We start from the raw sequence: 23348 nt of genomic DNA on the forward strand, positions 1-23348 counted from the left end.
CCATGACAAGCAAAGTCGAGATTTCGCTTCGACTCTTGGTAGTGGAGCCCCCCACTGGGGTGGCTCTTGCCTTGCAACGGGGACGCGAAGGCCTAGTCAGTTGCACCACCACGCTCAGTGACGCGCTGGTCTTTGAGTTCACGCTGGTTGTGGCCGATGTTGTAGCCACTCCTGTGCGCTTCACGGGGGAGTTTGCGCAAGGCCCGGCGGATGCGCGGTTTATCTACGTGCGCTCGGGGACACTGGCGGGACAGCGGGACTCGGCGTGGACGCGGCGGGCCAAGGTTCCCCTCTCGGGCATTTCGGCGGAGCTGGTTCACGCCGCGCTGGAATCGGGGAGGCCGTTGGTGGCACGCGTTGCAGGTAGCGCAAAAGATGGTGGGCCGTTTTTTGCCAGTGTTCCCCTTGTGCAGAACTGGGAACTTGCGGTATAGTTGCCCTGGCGTGATACCCGCGCCTCCTCCCTCCACTGGGGAAGTACTTGTCGTGCAGGGTTACTTGGTCACCATCAAACCTAAGGCTTGAGCGGTCGTATAAGGAGGGGCTGCGAAAGATGCTCAACCCCGGAGGTTTTTTTATGCAGCTCTCTGCCCCTCTCTATATCCTGAAGCAACAGGCCAAGGTACTTACGCGTCGGGAAAACATTCCTCTTCACCAAGCGCTGGATCAAATCGCACGCCGCGAGGGATTTACGGCGTGGAGCCTACTCTCCGCCAAGACCGTCTCGGAGAAGCCCACTTCTACTCTCTTTGCCCAGCTACGCCCCGGCGAGCTCGTGCTCCTAGGATCACGCCCCGGCCAAGGCAAGACTCTCCTGAGCCTTGACCTGGCGCTCCAGACACTGCGGCGCGGCGGCCATGCTGCCTTCTTCACGCTGGACTTTACCCGAGGCAATGTTATCGAAAGCTTTAAGACTCTCGGTGCAGAGCTAGAAGCATTCACGGATCGGTTCCTTCTGGACGACTCCGACAAAATCTGTGCGGACTACATGATTGCCAAGCTGGCGACTGCGCCTGCGAAAACACTCGTCATCGTGGACTACCTCCAGCTTCTGGATCAACGTCGGGAGAACCCAGACCTCATGACCCAAGTTCAGCAGCTCCGTAGCTTCGCACGCGAGCGCCAGCTTATCGTCATCTGCCTCTCGCAGATTAACCGGAGCTACGATCCCGAGAAGCAGGCTGTCCCGGGAATCGAGGATGTGCGCCTGCCAAATCCGCTGGATCTGAGCCTCTTTGACCGGATGTGTTTTCTTCACCAAGGCAAGATGCAAATTATCGCTGGCGGTTGAAGACCCGCGGTACAATCTCGGCATGATCCTGACGTTTAGCGGCCCCATTTGGGAGTGGCGCGGCCCCGCGCCGTTTCATTTTGTCACCGTCCCTGAGCAAGAGTGCGATCACATCAAGGCGATCTCGGGGCTAGTGACCTACGGCTGGGGCATGATCCCGGCGATGGTGACCATCGGCGAGACTACCTATAAAACCTCGTTGTGGCCTAAGAACGGCGGCTATATCGTCCCGCTCAAAGACGTGGTGCGAAAGGCGGAGCGCTTGGAAATAGACGACACGGTGACGGTTCACTTAGAGATAAGCGTGCCATGAGTCCTCTGATCCTCGCGGCGATCCCTGCGTTTCTGGGGAGTCTCTATCTGATGCACCGAGGTGGGGCTCCCTCAGGACAGATAGCCCAGCAGGCAATAGTTTTCTGTATCGTGGCATTGGCCTGTGCCCTTTTTTCCCGCAAGCCTCGCGCCCTCACAGACAAGTCCCGCGACCGCGCACTTATCGTTGCGGCGGTGCTGATTGCGCTGCCATTATTGCTCCCCAGCACCGGCCCCCAGCGCTGGCTGGGGGCCGGTGGTTTTCGGCTCTATATCGCGTCGGTGGTGCTCCCCAGCACTGTGCTTCTTTTACCACAAGCACGAAGTGGCGGGGTTATTCTCCTGCTAATCGCCGCCGCCCTTGCCGCCCAGCCCGATGCATCGCAGGCCACGGCATTTGCTCTTGCCGGTGTGACTGTGCTTCTCCGTATGCATCTTTCCGGGCTTGCTCGCATCGGCATGAGTGTCGCTCTGGCGGGCGCTGCGACGGTCGTTTGGCTCCGCCCCGATCCGCTGGAACCGGTTCTCTATGTCGAGGGAGTTCTGGCACTCGCCCTTACCGTGAGTCCCATTGCCCTGATGGCCGCTCTCATCGCGCTCGCCCTGCCTGTTGTTGTGCTCCTTCGCCTAGGACAGACTCCCGTTGCGATCTACTACCTTGCGATCTATTTCTTTGCCTACCGTCAGCTCACGCCCATGCCGCTGCTTGGCTTTGGTGTGGGGCCAATCCTGGGGTACTTTAGTCTACTTCTCTGTCGCCTGCCAGACCCCGTTCCAATCGAGGGGCGGTGGGTCTTTTTCAAACGCGCGAGCACGGGCTAGGAGCACCGCCGTGGGGCCATCATCGGGATGGGCCGCCAGAGTCGCTTCACAGAGCCGCTGGGCTTGAGCGAAGTCGCGCTGGAGGTAGGCTACCAGAGCCTGCTCAGTCTGCGTTGCAAGGGCTTGCTTCGCGGGCTCCGCTCCCTCGCGCGAGTCCATCAGCTCAAAAACGCGTAGCGCCTCAGTCTTACCAATCACGGTGAGGAAGTCTAGAGAGCGTGTTAGGAAGCTGTCTTCTGTCTGATTCAGGGTTGCCTCGCTCAGCATGATCTTGGTTTTATAGGCCTTGTTCTGGCCTTCGAGCCGCTTGCCCGTATTGACCGTGTCGCCCAGGATGGTGTAGTTGTAGCGCACTGCACAGCCCACCACACCCAGAATCGCCTCGCCGGTGTGAAGCCCGATGCGCATGGAAAGTGACTCGCTCTTGAGCCGACGGCGCAGGCCGGTCATGGCGGCCTGAGAGCGTAGCGCGGCGCGGCAGGCACGTGTGGCGTGGTCTTTGCCGTGAAAGAAGGCCATTACCTCGTCGCCATTGTACTTATCCACAATCCCGCCCATCACCGCAATCTCACGGCTGACCAGCTCCAGAAACTCGCTCAGAATCGCGACCGCCTCTTCCGGGGCTTTCGACTCGGCAATCGTGGTAAAGCCTGCCAGATCGGCAAAGAAGACGGTCAGCTCTGTGCGCATGCCACCCGGCTCAGCCTCTTTCCCCGAGGTGATCAGCTCGCGAACATACTCGGTGGGCACAAAGCGCTCAAAGCTACGTAGGCTCGCCTTCAGTCGCTCCAGGCCCTCACCAAGCTGAAGCACTTCGGACACATTGAGAAAGCGGCCCTTGCCCAGCGCAGTCTCGGGCTCAAGCTGGAGCCGACGGGTCTTCTCCATCTCGCCTGTGATCCGTCGCAGCCGTCCCGCAATAAACCATGCCAGCCAAACACTGGCCCCCACCCCGATCAGCCCCCCGATAGCCACCAGCCAGATCGTGGTGCGAAGGCTAGCATCCACATTGCCCATCAGCTCTTTTTCGGGAGTCAGAGTACAGACAACCCAGTTCGGGGCATTGGGCTCGGCAAGCCTGCGCCAGCTAATCAGATAGTCCGCTCCTCGAACGGTAATCTGCGCCGTTTTCAGCGCCTCCCCTGGCCGCTGGCGAGTGATGCGCGAGAGGGCTGCTTTCAGAACCTCAGGAGACTCACTCCCGCTGGCAATTACCTGGGAGGCACTGCCCTTTTCTTCGACAATAAACCCAAAGCCTGTCTCGCTCAGCCGGACACTCCGTAGGAAGCGCGTGATATCCTCCAGCGTAAAGTCCACAGAGACTACACAGATCAGCTTCTTTTGAGGATCGTAGCGGGGGGCGGCATAGGTCACCCCGACAATATCGCCGCGCTTGGAGTCAACAAAGGTGTAGGTCTCCGTCCAAGTGGCCTTTTGTGCTCTGACTGCCGTTTTGTAGTAAGGACGAAGCCGGGGATCGTACTTCCAGCGGGTGTCGTCTGTCACTTTTTGGCGGCTACCATCGGGGCGATGGAGCCACTCGAAACGGTGGGTAATCGCGTTTTTATCCGGAGGAGCACAGTGCTGAATCCGAAGCGTGCCATCATCTAAGCGCTGGAGCTGGCAGTACGCTCCCGTGCTTTCCACCCCGAGTGTCAAGTACGAGACTTCGGGAAGAGCCGCCGTGACACTGTAGAAATCCTCCCCGATACTCTCAAAGTCGGCAAAGTCCAGCCCTTTGGCCTCGTGGCGTGCAACAAAGCTCTGGGCAAGGGTGCTGGCACTCTGGGCTGTGGAGAGCAGGCGGCTCATGCGCCGCTCAATCACCTGCGATGTTCGCGCAATTACCTGCTGGGAAAGCTCCTCCGAGGTCAGCCGCCACTGGTGGTAGGTACTGACCAACACCACCAACAATGTCACCGTAAGTGTGGTCAGTGTAGCCGCCGTGATCGTGGTGCGCAGAGAGAATGCCCGAAAAGCCATGCGTTACTCAGACGGCTCGTCGGTGGTGTTGGGTTCCTCGGGAATCTTGAGTTCCTCAGTGGCCTTGCAGGTGCGCAGCCAGACATTGCTGGGCGGGTTGTCGTAGCCCTTCCAGGTGTAGGGATCCACGCCCGCCACGGGAATCACACTTCGCCGATCCGCCATCGCCACGGACTCACCGTCTTTGAGGCTCCAGGGAAGCAGGCTCCAGGCGTTCATGTAGTGGCTGACCAGCACGCGCCGGTAGATCTCACTGCGGTTTTTATGCGACTTATGGAGCAAGTAGCCATTGAAGAACACAACACTCCCCACCGGCACCTCGACGGGCACGGCAAGGCTCTCGTCAAAGCCATAGCTCTGCTTCCCAAAGTCATGTTCCTCGATGTCATTGTGATCGCGCTGGGGATAGAGATAGCCTAGCTTGTGCGAGCCCGGAATCACCCAGAGACAACCGTTCTCTATTGTCGCATCATCCAGGGCAATCCACGCCCCGATCAGCGAGCGATCCCGCGTCGGGATATAGATCTCGTCCTGGTGCCATGCCTGCCCTTGAAACGTCGGCGGCTTCACAAAGAGCATGGACTGCATGCACTTGACCGAGCCATCCCAGAACGGCAGGTGCGCCGCCGTAATTTGCGAGAGTGCGCCGCAGATCTTTGCGTGCTTGACATACTTCTGGATCACCGGGCTGATAAAGTGCGGCTGGTGGATGCAGAGAATCCGCCGCAGGGCTTCGTCGTCGGTGAGCTCCGCAGCAAGTGGCTGGAGATTCTCGCACGGGTAGCCACCCCGTGCGAGATTGACCGTGTCGCGCCGCAGCTCCTCGACCTCCTCTGAAGTCACCAGGCTCTCTAAAACCAAGTAGCCATTCGCCACAAAAAACGCGACTTGCTCGTCGCTTAAAATCCGGGGAACCGCAATTGAGTTCTCCAGCACCGGGGCCGTTTCCATAGCAAGCATTGTAGCATCCAAATACGTTACAATAGCGACTATGATCCCTGCAATTATCGCCACTGCGCCGTGGTGGGCGCAAGATACCATCTACTCAGGCCCCCAGCCGGGGGAGAAGCTTCTCGCCTTTAAGGTGCTCAAAGTCGTTGGAGTTCCTGCACCGCAAGAGCTGACACTCACGCCGGGGGAGCAACCCACGGTTCTGGTCTTCTGGCATGGGGTAGAGCGCTCCGCCTTGCCTCTGGTCCGGGTCGTGGATCAGTACGGTGCGGAGCATAAAAGTGCACTCACGCTGCACCATATTGTGCTCTACAATGACCGTCTGGAGGGCGAGAAGCGCGTTCCTCTGGTGCAGCAGTCTCTCAAGCTTGCCAGCCCCCTGACTCTCTCACCCGATGGCATGGAGGGGCCGGGGAGCTACGGTCTTAATAAGAAGTGCCTACTCACTATACTTGTGGGCAAGGGTGGCAAGACCACGGCAAGCTTTGCGCTGGTGCAGCCGGGAATCGCGGATGCCCCCAAAGTCCTAAAAGCCATCGCAGAGGCAATCGGCGATACCAACCCGCCCACGCCTGCTGAGCTCGAAGCGAAGTGGATGACGACGCGTGGTGGGGTTGGCGGGCGAGGGCGTGAGATGACTCCCGAGCGCCCGGCTTTTGATCTCAACACCGAAAAAGGGCTGCGTGAGGCTGTCGCGGCTCTCCAGGCGGAGGTTGCCGCGCTGAGAAAAGAGCTGTCTGAGCTCAAGGGCCAGCGGGGTGCGCCCTCTCCCGAAGCCCCACGCCGCCAGCCCGCGCCCCCAGCGGGGCCGCTTCCCGGTGCCGCTCCCACCGACCCGCAGCTCCTCGGACTGCTCCGCGCTTTTATTCAGCCCGCCAACGCCGACACGCGGGTGGACGAGGTGCTTAAAGAAGTGTCAGCCTACATCAAGGGCAAGCCCGAGCTAGAGAAGCAAGCCTACGACGGCTGGATTCGCGTTCTGCACCTCAAGTACGGCACGCCCTACGCCCAAGCCGCGGGGCAGAAATTTGTGGACAAGCTCAAGAGATGAGAGCTCTCGCACTGCTTGCTCTCACGGCGTTTATGACGCCGCCAACCTCTCCCACCCCCAACCCCTCCCCGGGTACCCTCTGGGTGCGGGCAGTCGTTCCTCCTTGTGGAAGAGAGGGGAGCCCAACAGACTCGGTTTCCCCTTTCCCAGTGAGGAACGAACGCCCGGGAGAGGGGGCAGGGGGAGAGGTTGAGAGGCTAGACTTCGCTTCACAAGTCCTGCCACAGCTCACCAAGGCGGGCTGCAACCAGGGAATGTGCCACGGGGCGGCGATTGGGCGCGGTGGGCTGAAGCTCAGCTTGCTCGGGGATGATGCGGCGAGCGACTACGATGCGCTGGTGCGAGAGTTTGGGGGGCGGCGGGTTCGGCTCGATAGCCCCCGCGAGAGCCTGCTCCTCAAGAAAGCCACGGGTGGCCTAGGGCATGGCGGAGGCGTGCGGCTGGAGCGAGGAAGCAAAGGCTATACCGTTATTGAGAGCTGGCTTGCCGCCGGTGCCCCACTGAGCAAGCAAGTCGGTCGCGATGTCACACGGCTCTTGGTCACGCCTAGTGAGACGATCCGAGGCGTGGGAGCAACGGTGCCGCTCACCGTCAGCGCGCTCTACACCGATGGCACCACCGAGAATGTCACCACGCTCGCGCTCTACGACACCTTGGACGATGCGGTGGTGCAGGTGGACAAGGCGGGCGTGGCGAGCATTCGGGCCAGTGGGATCGCCGCCATTATGGTGCGCTACCGGGGGCAAGTGGCCGCCGCTCGCCTAGGGGCTCCGTTTCCTGGGAAAGCGGCTCCGCAGCGCACGGTAGTCAACCCGATTGATTCCGCGCTCTTTTCGGAGCTGGCCCGCCTCAATCTCAGCCCCGCGCCTCGTTGCGACGATGCGACGTTTCTGCGGCGGGCGCACTTAGATCTCATAGGAACGCTTCCGACAAGCACCGAGGTACGGGCTTTTCTGGCAAAACCCGACCGTACGAAGCTCGTTGATGCGCTTCTCTCTCGCCCCGAGTTTACGGATCTCTGGACATTGAAGCTAGCAGACTTGCTCCGTATTTCGGGGAAGCGCTTTGGCCCAGAAGCGGCGGCAGGCTACCACGCCTGGCTCCGGGAGAGTGTGGCGACAAACAAGCCCCTCAACACGCTCTTGACGGAGCTGCTCACTCAGCAAGAGAGCTTCTGGCGCACGGCCAGCGACCCGCGCGATCTCTCGGAGTTCTTTGCTAAGACCTGGCTGGGAACCCGTGTGGAGTGTGCTCGCTGCCACAACCACCCCTACGACCGCTGGACCCGCACCGACTACCATGCCTTCGCCGCCACGTTTGGTCGGCCCGGCCAGGTTCCCCATCCCAAGACAGGTAAGCCCCTCGCCGCACGGGCTCTGGGCACCAACCAGGCACTCACCACCCACACCGAGCTTGCGACCTGGGCTTCGTCCTCGCCGCGCTTTGCCGAGCTCTTGGCCAATCGCCTCTGGAGAGAGCTTTTCGGGCGCGGACTCGTCGAGCCCGTGGACGACCTGCGCCCCTCAAACCCCGCGATCCACCCCAGAGTGCTCACCGCTCTCGCCCAGCAGCTCACGCGCTCTGGCTTCGACCTGCGGGCTACCCTGCGCCAGCTCACTCTCTCCGAAGCCTACCAGCAGAGCAGTAAAACCTCTCCCCCTGCCCCCTCTCCCGGGCACTCCTTCGTCGCTGGGAAAGGGGGAGAGGTTTTCGCGCACGCCTTGCTCAAGCCGCTTCGTGCGCAGGTGCTGGCGGACGCGCTGGCCTCCGCGACAGGCGGCTCGCTGGGGCTACCGGGACGTGCCATTGCGCTGGCAGATCCCGAGGTGGCCTCGACAACCTTGGACGTTCTGGGGCGCTGCCGCCGCGAAGGGGACTGCACCCCGACCTCCGAGGCAGGCGGGCTTGCGGTTGCGCTGCACTTGCTGGCGGGAGCGCCGCTGGAGAAGCTCGTACAAGGAGGCGCACAGAAGCTTCTCACGGCGCATCCCACGGACACGGCTCTCATCGAGGAGCTGTTTCTACGCACGCTCTCACGCTTTCCCACGGCGGCGGAGCGGGGCTATGCGGAGGGACTCCTCAAGAAAAATCGCCCCAGAGCCGCCGAGGACTTGCTCTGGGCACTGGTCAACACGCGGGAGTTTTCTTATGCGCTGTGATGGGGTCAATCGTCGCGAGTTCTTAACTGTGGGAGCGCTGAGTGCCCTCGGGCTCACACTGGGTGATGCCCTCCGCGCCAGTGCCTCCCCCGAGGGGCAGGGGGGCAAGTCGTGCATCTTGATCTGGCTGGACGGGGGGCCATCGCACCTGGACACGTTCGATCCAAAGCCCGATGCCCCCAGCGAGGTTCGGGGGCCGTTTGGGACCATTCCGACACGCATTCCTGGAATCGCTCTCTCGGAGCACCTGCCACGCACGGCCCAAGTGCTCGATAAAGTCGCGCTGATTCGCTCACTCACCCATGAGCTGGGCAACCACGACACGGGAAGCCATTTTCTGCTCACTGGCCACCGGCCCAACCCCGCGCTGGCCTATCCGAGCCTTGGAAGTATTGTTGCCAAAGAGTCGAAGAGCCGTGGGGCTCTCCCCCCGTATGTCGTGCTCCCTGAGGCAACTCCGGCACTGGGGCCAGGCTATCTCTCGGGCGCGTTTGGTCCCTTCACCGTGGGCCGTGATCCGTCGCAAGCACGCGATCTGGCACTCCCCGAGCACCTCACTCTGGAGCGGCTTGGCGAGCGCCGGGCCATCTTAGAGACGCTAGATGGGTTCTCTCGGCGAGTGGAGGCCACCGCCGCCACGAAGAGCCGGGACGCGGCCTACGAGCAGGCCTACCGCCTCATCGCCTCACCCGAGGCCAAGGCGGCCTTTGATCTCTCTCGTGAGCCACAGAGTCTCCAAGAGCGCTACGGGCGCAGTAAGCTCGGCGGTGCCTGCCTGACCGCGCGGCGGCTCGTGGAGGCGGGGGCACGCTTTGTGACCGTGGTAGACAGCGGCTGGGACACGCACCAGAATATCGCCAAGACCCTCCCCGATGCGCTTTTTCCTGGCAGTGGCAAGCTCCCCGCGCTGGATCGTGCCTACGCCGCGCTACTCACCGATCTTGCGGAGCGTGGCCTGCTCGAAAGCACTCTCGTTGTCTTGATGGGCGAGTTCGGGCGAACTCCCAAGCTCAATGCGCTCGGGGGGCGAGACCACTGGCCCCGTGCGGGTTTTGCCTGTCTAGCAGGCGGCGGCGTGCGCGGGGGCCAAGTGATTGGAAAGACCGATGCCAGCGGGGAGTCGCCCATCGAGCGCCCGGTTCGCCCCGAGGACCTCACGGCCAGCATTCTCACGCTGCTCGGAATAGATCCCGCAACAGAGTACCGCCACCCCGATGGCCGCCCCCTGCGCCTCATCAACGACGGCACAATGCTCAAAGAGCTGATATGAGGTCGCCGGTCAGCGCCCTGGCTTTCGCGCAGGATGGCAAGACGCTGGTCTGGGGGGACTACGGCGGGGTTTGGGTGGAAGGCAAAAAGCTTCCCATGCCTCTGGCCCAAGTCCATGCTCTCGCCTTTTCCCTGGATGGTAAGACGCTGGCAGTCGGCGGCGGCACCCCGGGTGAGCTCGGCGCACTCTGCCTGCTCGACTGGCCCTCGGGCAAGCTACGTGAGCTGCGCAAACAACACACGGACCTGATTGTTGCTCTGGCCTTTGCCCCCGACGGCAAGACTCTTGCCACGGCTAGCCACAATGGCACGGCACGCTTTGGTGAGCGCAAGCTGGAAGGTCACGCGGGGCAGGTTCTCGATATTGCCCTACTCGGAAGCGAGATTCTCACGGCCTGCACCGACGGCTCGCTCCGTGTCTTTGATAGTGCCTCGGGAAAGCTGGTGCGCACTCTCAGCCAGCACACGGATCGCCTCTACGCCCTTACGCTCCTGCCTGGCTCCCCACGTTGCGCGACGGCGAGTGCGGATAAAACGGTGCGCCTCTGGCAGCCTGGAATCGGGCGGATGATTCGCATTGTCCGAGGCTTCGAGGGGAGCGTGCTCTGCCTTGCCTTCTCCCCCGATGGCACACGGCTCTACACCGGCGGCGAAGAGGGCACTGTCCGGGTGATCGAGGCCGACTCAGACCGCATCGTGGCGCAGTGGAAAGCCACCTCAGACTGGCTCCTGCGCCTCGTGGTCGCTCCTGATGGCAAGACGCTCGCCACCGGCGACTCTGCCGGGACGGTTCGCCGCTGGAATGCCCTTACCGGCTCTCCTCTTCCTTTGCCAGTTTAGCCTGCTTTTGGTGCTGGAGATACTCGAAAACCATTGGAAGCACCGAGACAAGAATAATCCCGATCAAGACCAGCTCAAAGTTCTTCTTGACAAAAGGAATGTTGCCAAAGAAATAGCCCCCCGTCACGCAGATCCCGACCCACAGAATCGCTCCCGTCACGGAGAAAGCTAAGAAGCGCCCGTAGGTCATCGCGCCCATTCCCGCGACAAAAGGCATAAACGTACGGACTATCGGAACAAAGCGCGCCATGATGATGGCTTTTGGGCCGTGCTTCGCAAAGAACGCCTCGGTCTTGTAGAGATTCTCACGCTTGAAGATTTTTGAGTTGGGGTTATTGAAAAGGTTTCGCCCAAACTTCTTCCCGAGAAAGTAGTTGCAGTTATCCCCGAGTAGCGCCGCCGCCATGAGGAGCGGATAGAGCACCCCAAGCATGAACGCTGGTTTCTCGCCCGCTGCCAGTGCGCCGACCGTGAAGAGGAGTGAGTCGCCGGGGAGAAAGGGCATCACCACGACACCAGTCTCGACGAAAATAATCAGAAAAAGCCCACCGTATGCCAGTGGCCCCAGAGACTGGAGCCACTCAATAATCATATTAAGAATCTTTGCCATGCCGCGTCAGTATACCCTAGCCCTCTGCGAGCCAGGCTAAGACACTACCAAACGGGTGGTCTTCGAGGATGCCGAAGCACTTGTGGCGACCAAGGCGTGCTTTTGAGACGGCGGGGCTGGTGATGCCGCACAGAAAACGTGCGAGCTGGCGCTCTTCACCGAGGGCTTCGGGATAGGTGTCGCGCAAAGACTGGACGTCTTGGGTGAGTGCGTCAGGAATCTGTCCTCGCTCGCTAGGCTCAGGGAGGCGCTGGGCTTCTCCCGTGAGGCAGAACGAACAGTGGCCGCAGGGCGTGGTGCGGCGCTCGCCGAAGTAGGCCGTGAGGGCGTTGGTCTGGCAGCTTCCCAGCCCGATGAGCTTCACGACTTTCGCCAGACGAACCAGCTCGTTCTTCTCGCGCAAGGCAAAGCGGGCATCTAGCTCGTCGGTGAGGGCCTCGGTGTCGTCGGTGGCATTGAGCCTAAAGAAGCGCTGGCGAACATCGGCGGTGCGCAATTCTATATGACCACGTTCCTCTAGGACTTCCAGCACCCGGACGATGCGCCCCCGCTCGACGGTCAGAGTCTCGGCGGCTTCGTCGGGGTTGAGCTTGTACCAGAGCCGCCCGTGCTTTGCCGTTTGGAAGATATCGGTGACAAGCTGGCGGTGCGCCTCGGGGAAGGCGGCGGCGATGCTCACCGGGTTCTGGTTCGGCAGAGGCCGAAACTCATACGCGGCGTAGAACGGCGTCCCCTGGCGCAGAACGCCGTTGAGCTCTAAGTAGGTCAAAATAGTCTTCAGCACGAGCTGGCGGATGTCGTGGCGGGTGCTGAGGTCATAGAGCGCGACATCAAACTCCGGGCCGCGTGAGAGCAGATCCGAGAGCAGCGAGAAAAGCGCGTTTCTTGTCGGCGTGTCGCCGTAGACAAAGTTCTCCAGCGTCGGGACATCGTCGAGGCAAGCAAGAATATGGCAGACCGAGTTTGCCCCGTCGCGGCCCGCACGTCCGATCTCCTGGCTGTAGCTCTCCAGGGACTTCGGTAGGTTGTAGTGGTAGACATAGCGGACGTTGCTCTTATCAATTCCCATCCCAAAGGCAATGGTCGCCACCACGATCCCACGATCAGAAGCCATCCAGCGCTCCTGCACCGCGCTCCGATGCTCGTCCTCCATGCCCGCGTGGTAGGGCTCGGCGGGCAGGCCGCTCTCACTGAGCATTTCCGCCAGGCGCTCGGCGGTCTTCTGAAGCGTCACATAGACAATACTCGGGCCGGGCGGGCGCTGCTTAAGAACGCGCAGAAGCACACCATCGCGCTCCGTGGCCATGACGGGGCTCGTGGCAAGCTCCAAGTTAGGACGATAAAAACCCGTCACGATGCCATCGTCAGGGGTGATCCCAAAGGCCTCATGAATGTCTTTGACCACTTGCGGGGTCGCCGTGGCCGTGAGCGCCAGCACCCGCTCCGCACCGTAGCGACGGGCGGCATCGGCGAGCTTTAGATAGTCCGGGCGGAAGTTATGCCCCCACTCCGAGATGCAGTGCGCCTCGTCAATGGCAAACAGCGAGATCTTCGTGCGCTGGAGCTGGCCTAAGAAACGCTCGTTGTTAAAGCGCTCCGGTGAGACATAGAGCAGCTTGAGCGTCCCATTGGCTAAGCCATCGCCTATGCTCCGCACTTCGTCGAGGTTCAGCGACGAGTCCAGCCGCGCGGCGGGAATGCCTCGGGCCGTGAGAAAATCAATCTGGTCTTTCATCAGGGCGATCAGCGGCGAGACCACAATTGTCACGCCGTCAAAGCACAGCGCCGGGAGCTGGTAGCACAGCGACTTGCCCCCGCCCGTCGGAAAGACCGCCAGCGCCGAGCGCCCGGAGAGCAGCGTCTCCACCACTTGCTCCTGACCGGGCCGGAACTCGGAGAAGCCGAAGTATTTTTCGAGTAGTTGTTTTGTGTTTGTTTGCATCTCGCCTGTAGTACGGCTCAGACTACCCGATTCTGATAAAACCCGGAAGATTTATTTTCCACGGGGTAAAATCGCCGTATGCCCCACTCTCGCCGCCCCCTGGAAGAAGGCGTCTGCAATGGCTTCGTTCCTCAGCCGCAAAGCCCGTGCCGGGCTACATCCAGTGCATTCGCCCAGCCCGGTACGGGCTTTGCAGCCGCAGGCTACCCAGACGCCTCATTTCATGGGGCGGTCTTCGGGTAAAATCGCCGTATGTCACAACAGACCCTGCCCCAGACCCGTGCCGAGCGCACGCGCTACGCCGAGACGAGCCACTACGACGATGTCATTGCGTTTTTAGAGGCGCTGAAGCTTCCGATTGTCTGGATGGCGACCAGCGATCAGGGGCGGAAAGTGCCCCTAGTGACGCTTGGGAAGGGCAAGCTCAAGGTCTACATCCAGGCCAATATCCACGGCGGCGAGGTGGAAGGAAAAGAGGCGGCGCTGATGCTGCTACGTGATCTGCCAAAGAGCCATTCCAAACTTTTGGAAAAGCTAACACTCATCATCTGCCCGATCTACAACTGCGACGGCAACGAGAAATGGGGAGACGGCAAGCGCAACCGGGGCTCGCAAGATGGGCCGGAGAAGATCGGGGAGCGTCCCAATGGTGCGGGGCTGGATATGAATCGCGACTGCATGAAGGCGGAGTCGCCGGAGATGCGCGGGGTGCTGGAGCATGTCTATCTCAAGCATGACCCGGCGGTTGTCATGGATCTGCACACCACCAATGGCACGCGTCACGGCTACCACCTCACCTACTCTCCGCCCCTCAACCCCAACTCTGACCCCAGTGTGCTCGGCTACGTCCGCGACTCGCTGCTTCCGATCGTGCGAAAGCGCCTGGAGACAGAGAAAGCCTGGAAGCTCTTTGACTACGGCAATGTCGAGCGGCGCGGTGCCGAGCGCGTCTGGGCGACATTTGGGGAGGAGCCACGCTACGTCACCAACTACGCGGGCCTGCGCGGTCGGCTCTCGATCCTCTCCGAGGCCGTCAGCTTTCTGCCCTTTGAGACACGCGTCAAAGTGACCTATGACTTTGTGCTGGCAATCTTAGAGGAAGCCGCCAAAGACAGCGCAAAAATCCTGAAGCTGGTCAAGGACGCCGACAAGCGCCGCCGGAGCGAGCTAGGCGTGCGCTTCGAGATGGCAGTGCGTGGCACAGAGACGATTCCGTTGGAAAAACTCGGTTCAGATGCCGAGGTGGATCATCGCAAAGCACCCAAAGAGCTAGAGCAAGTCATGATGCCCGTCCTAGATCGGTTTAAGGCAAGCAAGAGCCGAGCGGTGCCGAAGGGCTATCTTGTGACTGACTCAGGCGTGCTTGCGTTACTGGAGCGTCAGGGACTTAAGAGTCGCCCAGCCACACTTTCGAGTGGCTATGAGCGCTTTTCGGTGCTCCAGAAAACCGAGGGCAGAGCTGCGTTTCAGGGTCATAAACTCGTACAACTAGAGGGCGAGTGGAAGCCCGCCAAGGGAAGTGTATCTGGCAGGCTTTTCGCGACCGACCAGCCGCTTCAGGCGCTACTCTTTCACTTGCTGGAGCCCGAGAGCCTCGATGGTCTGGTTGCCTGGGGGCTGACAAGTAGCGAGTCTCTGGTGCGGGTGCCCCCAAAATGAGCTGGGAGTTTTCGACGCACGACTTACAGACCGATGCAACAGAGGGCGTGACGATTCGCTACGAAGTGCACGGCGCTGGCCCGCCCGTGATGCTTCTCCATGGCTTCTCTAGCTCGTTTCGGCGAAACTGGCACGGGGTCGGGTGGACGCAGGCTTTTGTGGAGGCGGGGCGCAAAGTGATTGGGCCGGACTTTCGGGGGCACGGCAAGAGCAGCAAGTTCCACACCTACGATGCCTACTGGCCCGCTAAGCTCTGCCGCGATATTGCCGCTGTCCAAGACGCGGAAAATGCCGCGCCAATGGACATTCTGGGCTTCTCGATGGGCGGTGGGCTCGCGCTCCAGTACGCCATGCTGCATCCCGAGCGCGTGCGGCGGCTGGTGCTGGCGGGAGTTGGGGATAAAGTGCTGCGGACGAAAAACATCCCGATACTTCCTAGCATCATTGCGCAGGCGCTGGAGACGGAGAGCCCTGAGACAATAGAGTCGCCGGTCGGGAGGCAGTTTCGCAGCTTTGCGGCCAAGACCAACAACGACTTACGAGCGCTGGCGGCGATGATGCGTGGGCCAGGCTGGCCGGGGCGCGTGGATGATCCTCGCCCTCTAAGCGTCCCGACGCGCGTGATTCTTGCGGAGAACGATACCTTTATGCCGGAGACACAGCTTTTGCGAGAAGCGCTCCCAAACGCGGAGTTTGTAACAGTGCCGAACACGGACCATCTCAGCCTTGTGCTCTCACCAGAGTTCAAGCGTCTAGCAGCAGAGTTTCTCGTTTAGGGCAGCACATGCGCAACCAGCGCCGCTGCTCCGACTGAGCAAGCGGGATCGGTGCCAAGATTATTGACCGTGTAGGTACCACCACGGGGGCAAGCAGGAGCTCCCCCCTTGATATAGGTGGTTGTCCCTGCTCCACAAAATACTGAAAGCGCGGGCATCGTGGCTCCTTGCGCCAGGCGGTTGTCCATGGCGTACTGCTCCTTGGCGGAGTCAATCTGCCGCAGGTTACGCATACAGGAACGCGCCTGGGCAACCTCACGTGTTCGACGAATACTAGGGGATGCGATTGCAAAAATCACACTGACAATGGTAGAGACCATCATCACTTCAACAAGAGTAAAGGCTTTGCGTTTAGTACGAACAATCTTCATGAACTATATCCTATGTAAAATTATAGGTTTGTTCCAAAGATCTATTTAGGGTAAGACATGGGGTGCAGTAGGGTTTGCTCCGTTAGTCCCGACCGAGCAGGTAGGGTCTGTGGCTAGATTCCCTAGCGTATACGTCCCATTAGCAGGACAGACAGGCCCAACTCCTCGAATATAGTCAGTCGTTCCATTACCACAAAGGGCAGAGAGGGCAGGCATCGTCGCTCCTGCAGACAAGTGATTGTCCATCGCATACTGCTCTTTGGCGACGGTAATGGTTCGTAAGTTCTTAATACAAGCACGTGACCGTGAGATTTCACGAGCACGCAAGAAGTTTGGAACGGCAATTCCGATGAGGGTAGTGACAATCATGAGGGTCACCATGATCTCAATCAAGGTAAATCCTGCGCGACCTCGTTTTTTCGTATCAGGCTGTTCCATAGTACAATTATTATCGGCAGGATAAAAATTACCCTCAGTGGACAGGCAGGGTAGAATATTGCGTGACTTTTGATCAGGCGGTTCGTTTTCTCTCAAATCGAATCCTATTTTCCCCTAAAAAAGACCCTACGCGCCTCAAGTTATTACTCGAAGCTGTGGGCTCTCCTCAAGAAAAACTAGCAATTATCCATGTAGCGGGAACCAATGGCAAGGGCTCCGTTACCACCATGACCTCCGCGATTCTTCAAGCCGCCGGTTACTCCGTCGGTGCCTACCTCTCTCCCTATGTCTTTGATGTCCGAGAGCGCTGGATGGTCAATGGCCTTCCGATCCCAGAGGCAGATCTTGTCCGGCAAGTCAGTGAACTCGCCCCGTATGTAGAAGCCATGGACACCAACGGCGAGCATGGGGCAATTACGGAGTTTGAGCTTAAGACCGCGGTGGCCTTTAAGCACTTCGCGGAGATGAGCGTAGACTTCGCGGTGATCGAGGTGGGGATCGGAGGCACCTACGACTCCACGAATATCATCCCCCCTCCCCTCGTGGCCGCGATCACGAGCATTGGCTTTGACCACATGAGCCTGCTGGGAAACACGCTCGGGGAGATTGCGAGCCAGAAAGCGGGGATTCTCAAGCGCGGCACACGCGCCTGTGTGACCCCGGTGACAGAGCCCGAGGCACTGGCGGCAATTCAGACAAAGGCGGCGCTTGAAGACGTCCCACTGTGCCGCGTCTCCGGCACTGAGCTTCCTAGCGGCACTCATCTGGCGCTCCGTGGCCCCCACCAGCGGGTCAATGCGAGTACAGCGACTTGTATCGCACGGGTGCTGGGCATCCCCGAGGCGGCCATTCAGCAAGGTCTGGAAACGGCAACACTTCCCGGTCGCTTCCAGCTCTGCCAGAGCAGGCGGCTGATCTTAGACGGTGCACACAACGAAGACGGTGCCCGGACACTAGCGGCGGCGCTACGTGAGGAGTTTCCAGGGGAGAAGTTCACGTTTGTAATGGGCTCGAAGCAGAGTCACGCCCCCGGCCCCTTTCTCGCGGAGCTAGTTCCCCTGATAGACTCGCTGATCGCCACAGAGCCATCGTTTAAGCCCACGCCTATCGCCGAGGTGATTGCCGCCGCCAACGCACTGGGCCTGAGTTTCCAGTGCATCCCACGCGTCCCCGAAGCCATCCACGAAGCCCTCAAAAGCCCCCTACGCGTGGTCGTCACCGGCTCATTCTATGTCGTCGGCGAGACCCCAGAAGCGCTTCGTTCTGGGTAAAATAGGCCCATGAAAGATTTAGAGACACTGCTGGAGTGTGCAGGCACGTTGAAGCAGAAGCTGGTGGCCTTTGGCCAGACCCCCAAAATGAGCGAGCAGTTCGAGGAGATGGTGCTCGACATGACCGAGGGCGTGATGGGCCCCGACGACATCCCCGACGATGCGCTGATCTCGCTCTTAGAGTCGTTTCTCTTTGAGTGGCAGCTCCCCGACGGACTGACGCCGCGTCAGAGATTCCTCAAGACGCAGAAAAAGACGCTCTCGCCCGAGGAGCAGACGCTTCTGGCAAGCTGGAGCGACCGGCGCGAGGGGATTTTCTATATCGAGAGTGTCGAGAACGGGGTCATCAGTGCCTACAACCTCGTGGACGACATTACCTACTCGGTGGTCTCCAACCACGGTACCGAGGGCGCGGCCCCGTTCAAAGTGCGGCACTTTTTCTTCAGTGGGCTCGTCCCGCTGGAGACCTACTGGATGCTGAGCGGCGAGCAGCGCCTGTTCACGCCCGACGAAGCCAGCGATGCTCTGGAGAGTGCACAAGAGCTTCTACAAGCCGACCCGGTTAGTGCCTTCCGCAAGCCCGAGCGCCTTGCCGCAAGCCGTGAGCAAGCCCGCGAGTTCTGCGCCTCGTTCATCGAGTGTTTCAGCGGAGAGATCATCGTCATCGCTCCCGAAGAGCTCCCCGAGACCCTCCAGCGCTTCTTTCACCACCACACGTTTGTCCACAAAGGCCCCGACGGCAAGACAATCGCGGAGCGCGTGGGAGAGACGCCCGAGCTTCCCCTGCCCCCCACTGATCTGGAAGAGGCAGAGTTCACCAGTATCGGCCTGATCGCGCACCCAGAGCAGGGTCTGTGCATGTTCCCAGAATATGGGACGATCTTAGAGGCGTTTGAAAAGCCCGCTCTGGCGGCGAAGGGCTACCACCGCCAGATTGTTCAGGAGTATGTCGAGCTACCCGATGTCCCTGTCTTTGCCCTGGAGCGCCTCGCTCAGCAAGACAGCGTGCGCCTCAGCCAGATGATCCAGAAAGCCATAGGCAAGAAGAGCTTCACCTGGGAGCGCGACAGCGCCGCGCTCCTGGCAGAGTACAAGGACGAGAACGCCCAAGCGGGTTTCCTAAGCTTCTCCACCGTGGACACCAGCCGCTTCGCTGATTTGCTCACGGATTGAAATCCGTGGCTGCAATAGCCTACGGCTGCGAAGCCCGTGCCGGGCTAACCTCCCCCGGCCTCGTGGAACTCGGCCACCCCCTCCGGCTTCGCGAAGGGGGGCGCAATTTTGTAGCCCGGCACGGGCTTTGCGGCACGAAGTGCCACTGACGACGCCTAATTTATTGGGCGGACGGGGTGGAGAGCTGCCCGAGTCGCTCAGTGAGCTTGCTTTGCTTATCGAGAAGCTCCGCATGCTGTGTCCGAGTTTTTGTCACCACGGCCTCGGGAGCACGCTCGGCGAAGCTGGGATCGTCGAGGCGCTTGTTGAGCACGCCAAGATCAAGCTCGATCTTTGCCAGATCACTCTCGATGCGTAGCTTCTCCGTAGCAAGCTCCTCGGGTGTGACTTCGGGGCGCGGCAGGCGCACATCCCCAAAGCGCGTGGGTTGCAAGTAGCCATCGCTCGGCCCGTCCCCAATCACTAGCGTGAAGCGGGTCAGGAACTCGATGATTGCGCGATTGCCCTCCAGAACATCGGGGTTGGTCGCTGCCACAAACGCCTCGCCGCCTTTTTTGAGGTTGTTGACCGCCTGCACATTGCGAATCGCCACCGTGATCTCCTGCACCATCTCCCACTCGGCCTCGGCGGCCTCATCCCGGTACGGAAGATCCTGCGGGAACGCGGCCTGCATCAGGAAGTCGCAGCCTGCCGCTTCTTTTGCGCCCGGAAGTGCCTGCCAGAGGGTCTCGGTGAGGTGCGGCAAGATCGGGTGAAGCAGGCGCAGGGCACGCTCCAGAACAAACCAGAGAACAGTCTTGGCGCTTTCATCGCCCGCCGCGAATCTTGGCTTTGCGGCCTCCACGTACCAGTCGCAGAAGTCGCTCCAGAAGAACTCGTAGAGCGCACGGGAGGCATCGTCAATATTATAGGTCGCAAAGCCCTCGTTTACAGCATCAACCGTGGTCGCGAGACGGGACAATATCCAGCGATCTACGAGTGTGGTAGGTGTCGGCGCTGCCGCCGACGGCTCAAACCCCTCCAGGTTCATCATCACAAAGCGGGACGCGTTCCAGATCTTATTGGCGAAGTTGCGCGCCTGCTCGACCTGCTCCTGTTTGCCTGCCTTCACGGGCTTGAAGCGAATGTCCTGGCGCTGACCCGCCTCACGGGCAAGGGCGAAGCGCAGCGCGTCGGCTCCGTAGAGGTCGATCAGTTCCACGGGATCAATGCCGTTGCCCTTGGATTTCGACATCCGCCGCCCGTGCTCATCGAGAACCGTCGCGTGGATGTACACATCGTCGAAGGGCTTCTTGCCGATAAAGAGCTCGCCGGTCATGATCATGCGCGCCACCCAGAGATAGAGAATCTCCTGAGCCGTCGAGAGCAAGCTGGTCGGGTAGTAGTAGTTAAGATCCGCCTCGGTGTGCGGCCAGCCCAGTGTCGCAAACGGCCAGAGCGCGGAGCTAAACCACGTATCGAGCACATCGTCGGACTGGAGAATGTCCGGCGAGGCAAGCTTGGCCTCCGCCTCGGCTTTGGTGCGTGCGAAGACCCAGCTACTCGCCTCCTCCGGGTTGGCATCGGTCTTGCGCCACACGGGCAGCCGATGGCCCCACCAGAGCTGGCGGGAGATGGGCCAGTCGCGGATGTTCTCCATCCAGCGCAGATACAGCTCGCGGTAGCGCTCGGGCAGAAATCGAATCGAGCCGTCGCGTACCACCTCAATGGACGTGTTCACCATCTCCGTGCCGCCCATCTTACAGAACCACTGCGACGACGGGCGCGGTTCGATCACGGCCCCCGACCGATCACAGTAGGGCACAGCATGACGGTAGGGCTCGATCTTCTCCACCAAGCCCAGCGCCTCCAAGTCCGCCACGATACGCTTGCGGGCCTCGAAGCGATCCAGCCCGGCATAGGCTCCGGCGTGCGCGGTCATCTTGGCATCGGGGCCGATGACCTCGATACGCTCCAAGCCATGCCGATTGCCCATTTCGTAGTCGTTGGGATCGTGGAATGGGGTGATCTTCACCGCGCCGGTTCCAAACGCGGGGTCCACAAAGTCATCGGCGAGCACGGGAATCTCGCGGCCCACAAGCGGCAGCGTGATGGTCTTGCCCAGCACCGCTTTGTAGCGCTCGTCCTTGGGGCTCACTGCCACCGCCGTGTCACCCAGCATTGTCTCGGGGCGGCTTGTTGCCACGATAATATGCCCACTGCCATCGGAGTACGGGTAGCGCAGGTGCCACAGCGAGCCGTCTTCCTCGCGGTTATCTATCTCGATATCAGAGATCACGCTCTGGAAGCCTGGCGACCAGTTCACCATCCGCTCCCCGATGTAGATATAGCCGTCGGTGTAGAGTTTTTCGAAAACGGTGTGAATCGCCTCCACGTAGCTCTCGTCCATCGTGAAGCGCAGGCGATCCCAGTCGTAGCTTGCCCCGAGGCGCTGCATCTGGGAGACGATCTTATTGCCGTATTCTTCCTTCCACTCCCACACTTTCTCCACAAATGCCTCGCGGCCTAAGTCATGGCGGGTCTTCTTCTCCTCGGCGCGAATCTTCTTCTCCACCACGGCCTGCGTCGCGATTCCCGCGTGGTCGGTTCCGGGCAGAATTAAGACATTAAAGCCGAGCATGCGCTTCCAGCGTCCCAGCGTGTCCATCACGGTGTGGTTGAGGGCGTGGCCCATGTGCAGTGCCCCCGTGACATTGGGCGGGGGGATCGTGATGCAGTACGGCGTCCGGCTGTCCGGGGTCGCCTTAAAACAATGATTTGCCAGCCAGAGGGCGTAGATCGCCGCCTCGGCTTCCTGCGGTTCGTAGCGTGTTGCGAGTTCCATATACCTTTTTCCTCCGCCGGTTGGAAACCGGCGTCTGCAGTAGCCTTCGGCTGCGAAGCCCGTGCCGGGCTGTAGATTCGGGAGCCCGGCACGGGCTTTGCGGCGCTTGCGCCACTTCACGCCCTGTTCACGGGGCGGGCGAACAAAAAGCCCCACGTCCCCAGGCGACATAGCCCAGGGACGCGAGGCTCCAGAAAAATTTAGAGATCGCGCGGTACCACCCCGGTTCGTCGGTGATTCCACCGACGCACTTTCGTGCGCTGTTTCGGGCGCAGCCCGTCTCCACTCAGAAGGCGACATTCAGCAAGCTCGTCCCTATCGCAGCTCTCAGCCGGTGACTGCGACTCTCTGGTGGGGGAAACCTGCCTACTCTTCCTTCGTCAAAATGGCGACTGTCAAGTTGTAGAGAGATTATAGCCCGTTGTCCGTGCAATTTCCAGGGGTAAAATAGGCCATGTCCCGACGCCATCTCCGTCTGCTCCGCGATACTGCTCTCTCCCTGGTGCTGGGCTGGGGCGTGATGGCAGGCGGAAATCGCCTCCTGCCCGACTCTCTTGCATTCCCCCTCTGGCTTGTCACACAGGCCGTTTTCTTCGTGATCGCGGCGCTTGTGGTGCTGACTGTGATGCAAGCGCACCTGATCTTCGCCCCTAGTGAGCTACTGCGTGACCTGCCGCTACAGCTTCCCCACGACGCTCGGGAGCTCTGGCTGGAAGGTAATCCAAGTGTTCACGCGCTCTGGTTCCCGGCTCCCGGCCAGACGAAAGCCCTGCTCTACTGCCACGGCAACGCGGGACACTTAGGCCATCGAATTGCTTCGGCGGAAGGGCTCCGTCAGGCACTTGAGATCAGCATCCTCGCCTTTGACTACCCCGGCTTTGGCAAGTCGCCCGGTTCCCCCAGCGAGCGTAGTTGCTACGCGTCGGGTGAGACCGCACTGGCGTGGCTCAAAACGCAGGGATTCGCGGAGGAGCAAATCGTGCTTCTAGGAAAGTCACTGGGCGGTGGGGTCGCAACGGAGCTGGCGCGGCGGCATCCGACGGTGAGTGCCCTGATTCTCTCACGGACGTTCTGCTCCATCCCTGACATGGCGCGGGGGCTCTACAAGATCCGGCTCGGCCCACTGGTGCGCCACCGTTTTGATAATCTCAGCAAGCTTCCTCATATCCACGTACCAACTCTGTTCATCTACGGCAGCGACGATACTCTCTGTCCATCAATTCTGGGAGAGAGGCTTCACGCGCGGGCCAATGCCCCGAAGCATCTGCTAGTTCTCCAGGGAGATCACCACGTCTCCCCAGACGACGAGCGATTTTATAGCGCGGTGCGCAACTGGCTCACGTAGTCCTAATGATTCTGCGCCTCGGACAGGCTATAATTACGTTGTGAAGCGTGGATTTACTCTGATTGAGCTACTCGTCGTCATCGCGATTATCGCGATTTTGGCCGCCATATTATTCCCCGTCGTCGTCGGTGCGTGGGGAAGCAATAAAATTCGAATTAACGGAGCTTTAACGGCGCTTGCGCACGATCACTTCATGGAAAATAAAAAGCCTCGCGCCACCGTGATCTTACGCTGCAAAAACAATGCATGGGTAATTGATCG

At 60.4% G+C, this 23348-nt stretch carries 22 protein-coding genes; 15 read left to right on the forward strand and 7 right to left on the reverse strand.

Annotated elements, in window-relative coordinates:
* The 4 genes from RMO15_RS12765 to RMO15_RS12780 all read left to right on the forward strand — a co-directional run.
* Positions 1-434: DUF5990 family protein (locus tag RMO15_RS12765; protein ID WP_309713009.1), on the forward strand; the 434-nt coding region annotated here is incomplete at its 5' end.
* A gap of 143 nt (positions 435-577) precedes the next feature.
* A complete protein-coding gene (locus RMO15_RS12770; RefSeq protein WP_309713012.1) occupies positions 578-1291 on the forward strand; it encodes a DNA helicase in 714 nt (237 codons plus the stop codon).
* A 22-nt stretch (positions 1292-1313) separates the two neighbouring features.
* Positions 1314-1604 carry a DUF1905 domain-containing protein gene (locus tag RMO15_RS12775; RefSeq protein WP_309713015.1) on the forward strand — a complete coding sequence of 97 codons (291 nt, stop codon included), beginning with the start codon at positions 1314-1316 and terminating at the stop codon, positions 1602-1604.
* Positions 1601-2425: a hypothetical protein gene (locus tag RMO15_RS12780; RefSeq protein WP_309713018.1), complete on the forward strand. Its 825-nt coding sequence runs from the start codon at positions 1601-1603 to the stop codon at positions 2423-2425. Before RMO15_RS12775 ends, RMO15_RS12780 begins: the two co-directional genes overlap by 4 nt.
* Here the strand turns inward: RMO15_RS12780 and RMO15_RS12785 are convergent.
* Together RMO15_RS12785 and RMO15_RS12790 are read right to left on the reverse strand one after the other, a co-directional pair.
* On the reverse strand, positions 2348-4408 hold the full coding sequence (locus RMO15_RS12785; protein ID WP_309713021.1) for an adenylate/guanylate cyclase domain-containing protein: 2061 nt from the start codon (positions 4406-4408) through the stop codon (positions 2348-2350). The genes RMO15_RS12780 and RMO15_RS12785 overlap by 78 nt on opposite strands.
* 3 nt (positions 4409-4411) lie before the next feature.
* On the reverse strand, positions 4412-5359 hold the full coding sequence (locus tag RMO15_RS12790; RefSeq protein ID WP_309713023.1) for a phytanoyl-CoA dioxygenase family protein: 948 nt from the start codon (positions 5357-5359) through the stop codon (positions 4412-4414).
* Between the two features lie 40 nt (positions 5360-5399).
* On the opposite strand from RMO15_RS12790, the gene RMO15_RS12795 reads away from it, so the two are divergent.
* The 4 genes from RMO15_RS12795 (at position 5400) to RMO15_RS12810 (ending at position 10678) form a co-directional block, all read left to right on the forward strand.
* Positions 5400-6410 carry a hypothetical protein gene (locus tag RMO15_RS12795; RefSeq protein ID WP_309713026.1) on the forward strand — a complete coding sequence of 337 codons (1011 nt, stop codon included), beginning with the start codon at positions 5400-5402 and terminating at the stop codon, positions 6408-6410.
* Between the two features lie 149 nt (positions 6411-6559).
* On the forward strand, positions 6560-8569 hold the full coding sequence (locus RMO15_RS12800) for a DUF1549 domain-containing protein (RefSeq protein ID WP_309713029.1): 2010 nt from the start codon (positions 6560-6562) through the stop codon (positions 8567-8569).
* Positions 8559-9839, forward strand: coding sequence for a DUF1501 domain-containing protein (locus RMO15_RS12805; protein WP_309713032.1), 1281 nt, complete (start codon positions 8559-8561; stop codon positions 9837-9839). The genes RMO15_RS12800 and RMO15_RS12805 overlap by 11 nt, the downstream gene beginning before the upstream one ends.
* Entirely contained in the window at positions 9836-10678 is an 843-nt protein-coding gene (locus RMO15_RS12810) for a WD40 repeat domain-containing protein (RefSeq protein WP_309713036.1), read from the forward strand. The genes RMO15_RS12805 and RMO15_RS12810 overlap by 4 nt, the downstream gene beginning before the upstream one ends.
* On the opposite strand, the gene RMO15_RS12815 is transcribed toward RMO15_RS12810, so the two are convergent.
* Both RMO15_RS12815 and RMO15_RS12820 read right to left on the reverse strand, forming a co-directional pair.
* Positions 10647-11270 (reverse strand): DedA family protein, encoded by a 624-nt coding sequence (locus RMO15_RS12815; RefSeq protein WP_369016106.1) that lies wholly within the window; start codon positions 11268-11270, stop codon positions 10647-10649. The genes RMO15_RS12810 and RMO15_RS12815 overlap by 32 nt on opposite strands.
* 34 nt (positions 11271-11304) lie before the next feature.
* Positions 11305-13230: an ATP-dependent DNA helicase RecQ gene (locus RMO15_RS12820; RefSeq protein WP_309713042.1), complete on the reverse strand. Its 1926-nt coding sequence runs from the start codon at positions 13228-13230 to the stop codon at positions 11305-11307.
* A 78-nt stretch (positions 13231-13308) separates the two neighbouring features.
* On the opposite strand from RMO15_RS12820, the gene RMO15_RS12825 reads away from it, so the two are divergent.
* Genes RMO15_RS12825 through RMO15_RS12835 form a run of 3 tightly spaced genes read left to right on the forward strand, consistent with a single transcriptional unit; the run spans position 13309 to position 15665 of the window.
* The gene (locus RMO15_RS12825; protein WP_309713044.1) at positions 13309-13473 is read left to right on the forward strand and encodes a hypothetical protein; all 165 of its coding nucleotides are present in this window, start codon (positions 13309-13311) and stop codon (positions 13471-13473) included.
* Between the two features lie 9 nt (positions 13474-13482).
* The gene (locus RMO15_RS12830; protein ID WP_309713047.1) at positions 13483-14889 is read left to right on the forward strand and encodes a M14 family metallopeptidase; all 1407 of its coding nucleotides are present in this window, start codon (positions 13483-13485) and stop codon (positions 14887-14889) included.
* Complete coding sequence (locus RMO15_RS12835) at positions 14886-15665, forward strand: alpha/beta hydrolase (protein WP_309713050.1); 780 nt, start codon at positions 14886-14888, stop codon at positions 15663-15665. The genes RMO15_RS12830 and RMO15_RS12835 overlap by 4 nt, the downstream gene beginning before the upstream one ends.
* On the opposite strand, the gene RMO15_RS12840 is transcribed toward RMO15_RS12835, so the two are convergent.
* Positions 15662-16036 carry a prepilin-type N-terminal cleavage/methylation domain-containing protein gene (locus RMO15_RS12840; protein ID WP_309713053.1) on the reverse strand — a complete coding sequence of 125 codons (375 nt, stop codon included), beginning with the start codon at positions 16034-16036 and terminating at the stop codon, positions 15662-15664. The two genes, RMO15_RS12835 and RMO15_RS12840, sit on opposite strands and share 4 nt — an antisense overlap.
* Before the next feature lie 45 nt (positions 16037-16081).
* Entirely contained in the window at positions 16082-16474 is a 393-nt protein-coding gene (locus RMO15_RS12845; protein ID WP_309713055.1) for a prepilin-type N-terminal cleavage/methylation domain-containing protein, read from the reverse strand.
* Between the two features lie 62 nt (positions 16475-16536).
* On the opposite strand from RMO15_RS12845, the gene RMO15_RS12850 reads away from it, so the two are divergent.
* Together RMO15_RS12850 and RMO15_RS12855 are read left to right on the forward strand one after the other, a co-directional pair.
* Positions 16537-17745 carry a folylpolyglutamate synthase/dihydrofolate synthase family protein gene (locus RMO15_RS12850; RefSeq protein ID WP_309713058.1) on the forward strand — a complete coding sequence of 403 codons (1209 nt, stop codon included), beginning with the start codon at positions 16537-16539 and terminating at the stop codon, positions 17743-17745.
* A gap of 9 nt (positions 17746-17754) precedes the next feature.
* Positions 17755-18918, forward strand: a complete 1164-nt coding sequence (locus RMO15_RS12855; RefSeq protein WP_309713061.1) for a hypothetical protein — start codon at positions 17755-17757, stop codon at positions 18916-18918.
* 160 nt (positions 18919-19078) lie between these two features.
* Here RMO15_RS12855 and RMO15_RS12860 read toward each other — a convergent pair whose 3' ends face one another.
* Positions 19079-21742 (reverse strand): valine--tRNA ligase, encoded by a 2664-nt coding sequence (locus RMO15_RS12860; RefSeq protein ID WP_309713063.1) that lies wholly within the window; start codon positions 21740-21742, stop codon positions 19079-19081.
* A 454-nt stretch (positions 21743-22196) separates the two neighbouring features.
* Here RMO15_RS12860 and RMO15_RS12865 point away from each other — a divergent pair, with 454 nt between their 5' ends.
* Entirely contained in the window at positions 22197-23087 is an 891-nt protein-coding gene (locus RMO15_RS12865) for an alpha/beta hydrolase (RefSeq protein WP_309713067.1), read from the forward strand.
* 40 nt (positions 23088-23127) lie between these two features.
* A partial coding sequence (locus RMO15_RS12870) for a prepilin-type N-terminal cleavage/methylation domain-containing protein (RefSeq protein ID WP_309713070.1) occupies positions 23128-23348 on the forward strand: 221 nt, incomplete at its 3' end.

It is taken from the genome of Armatimonas sp., assembly GCF_031410135.1.
Taxonomy (GTDB): Bacteria; Armatimonadota; Armatimonadia; order Armatimonadales; family Armatimonadaceae; genus Armatimonas.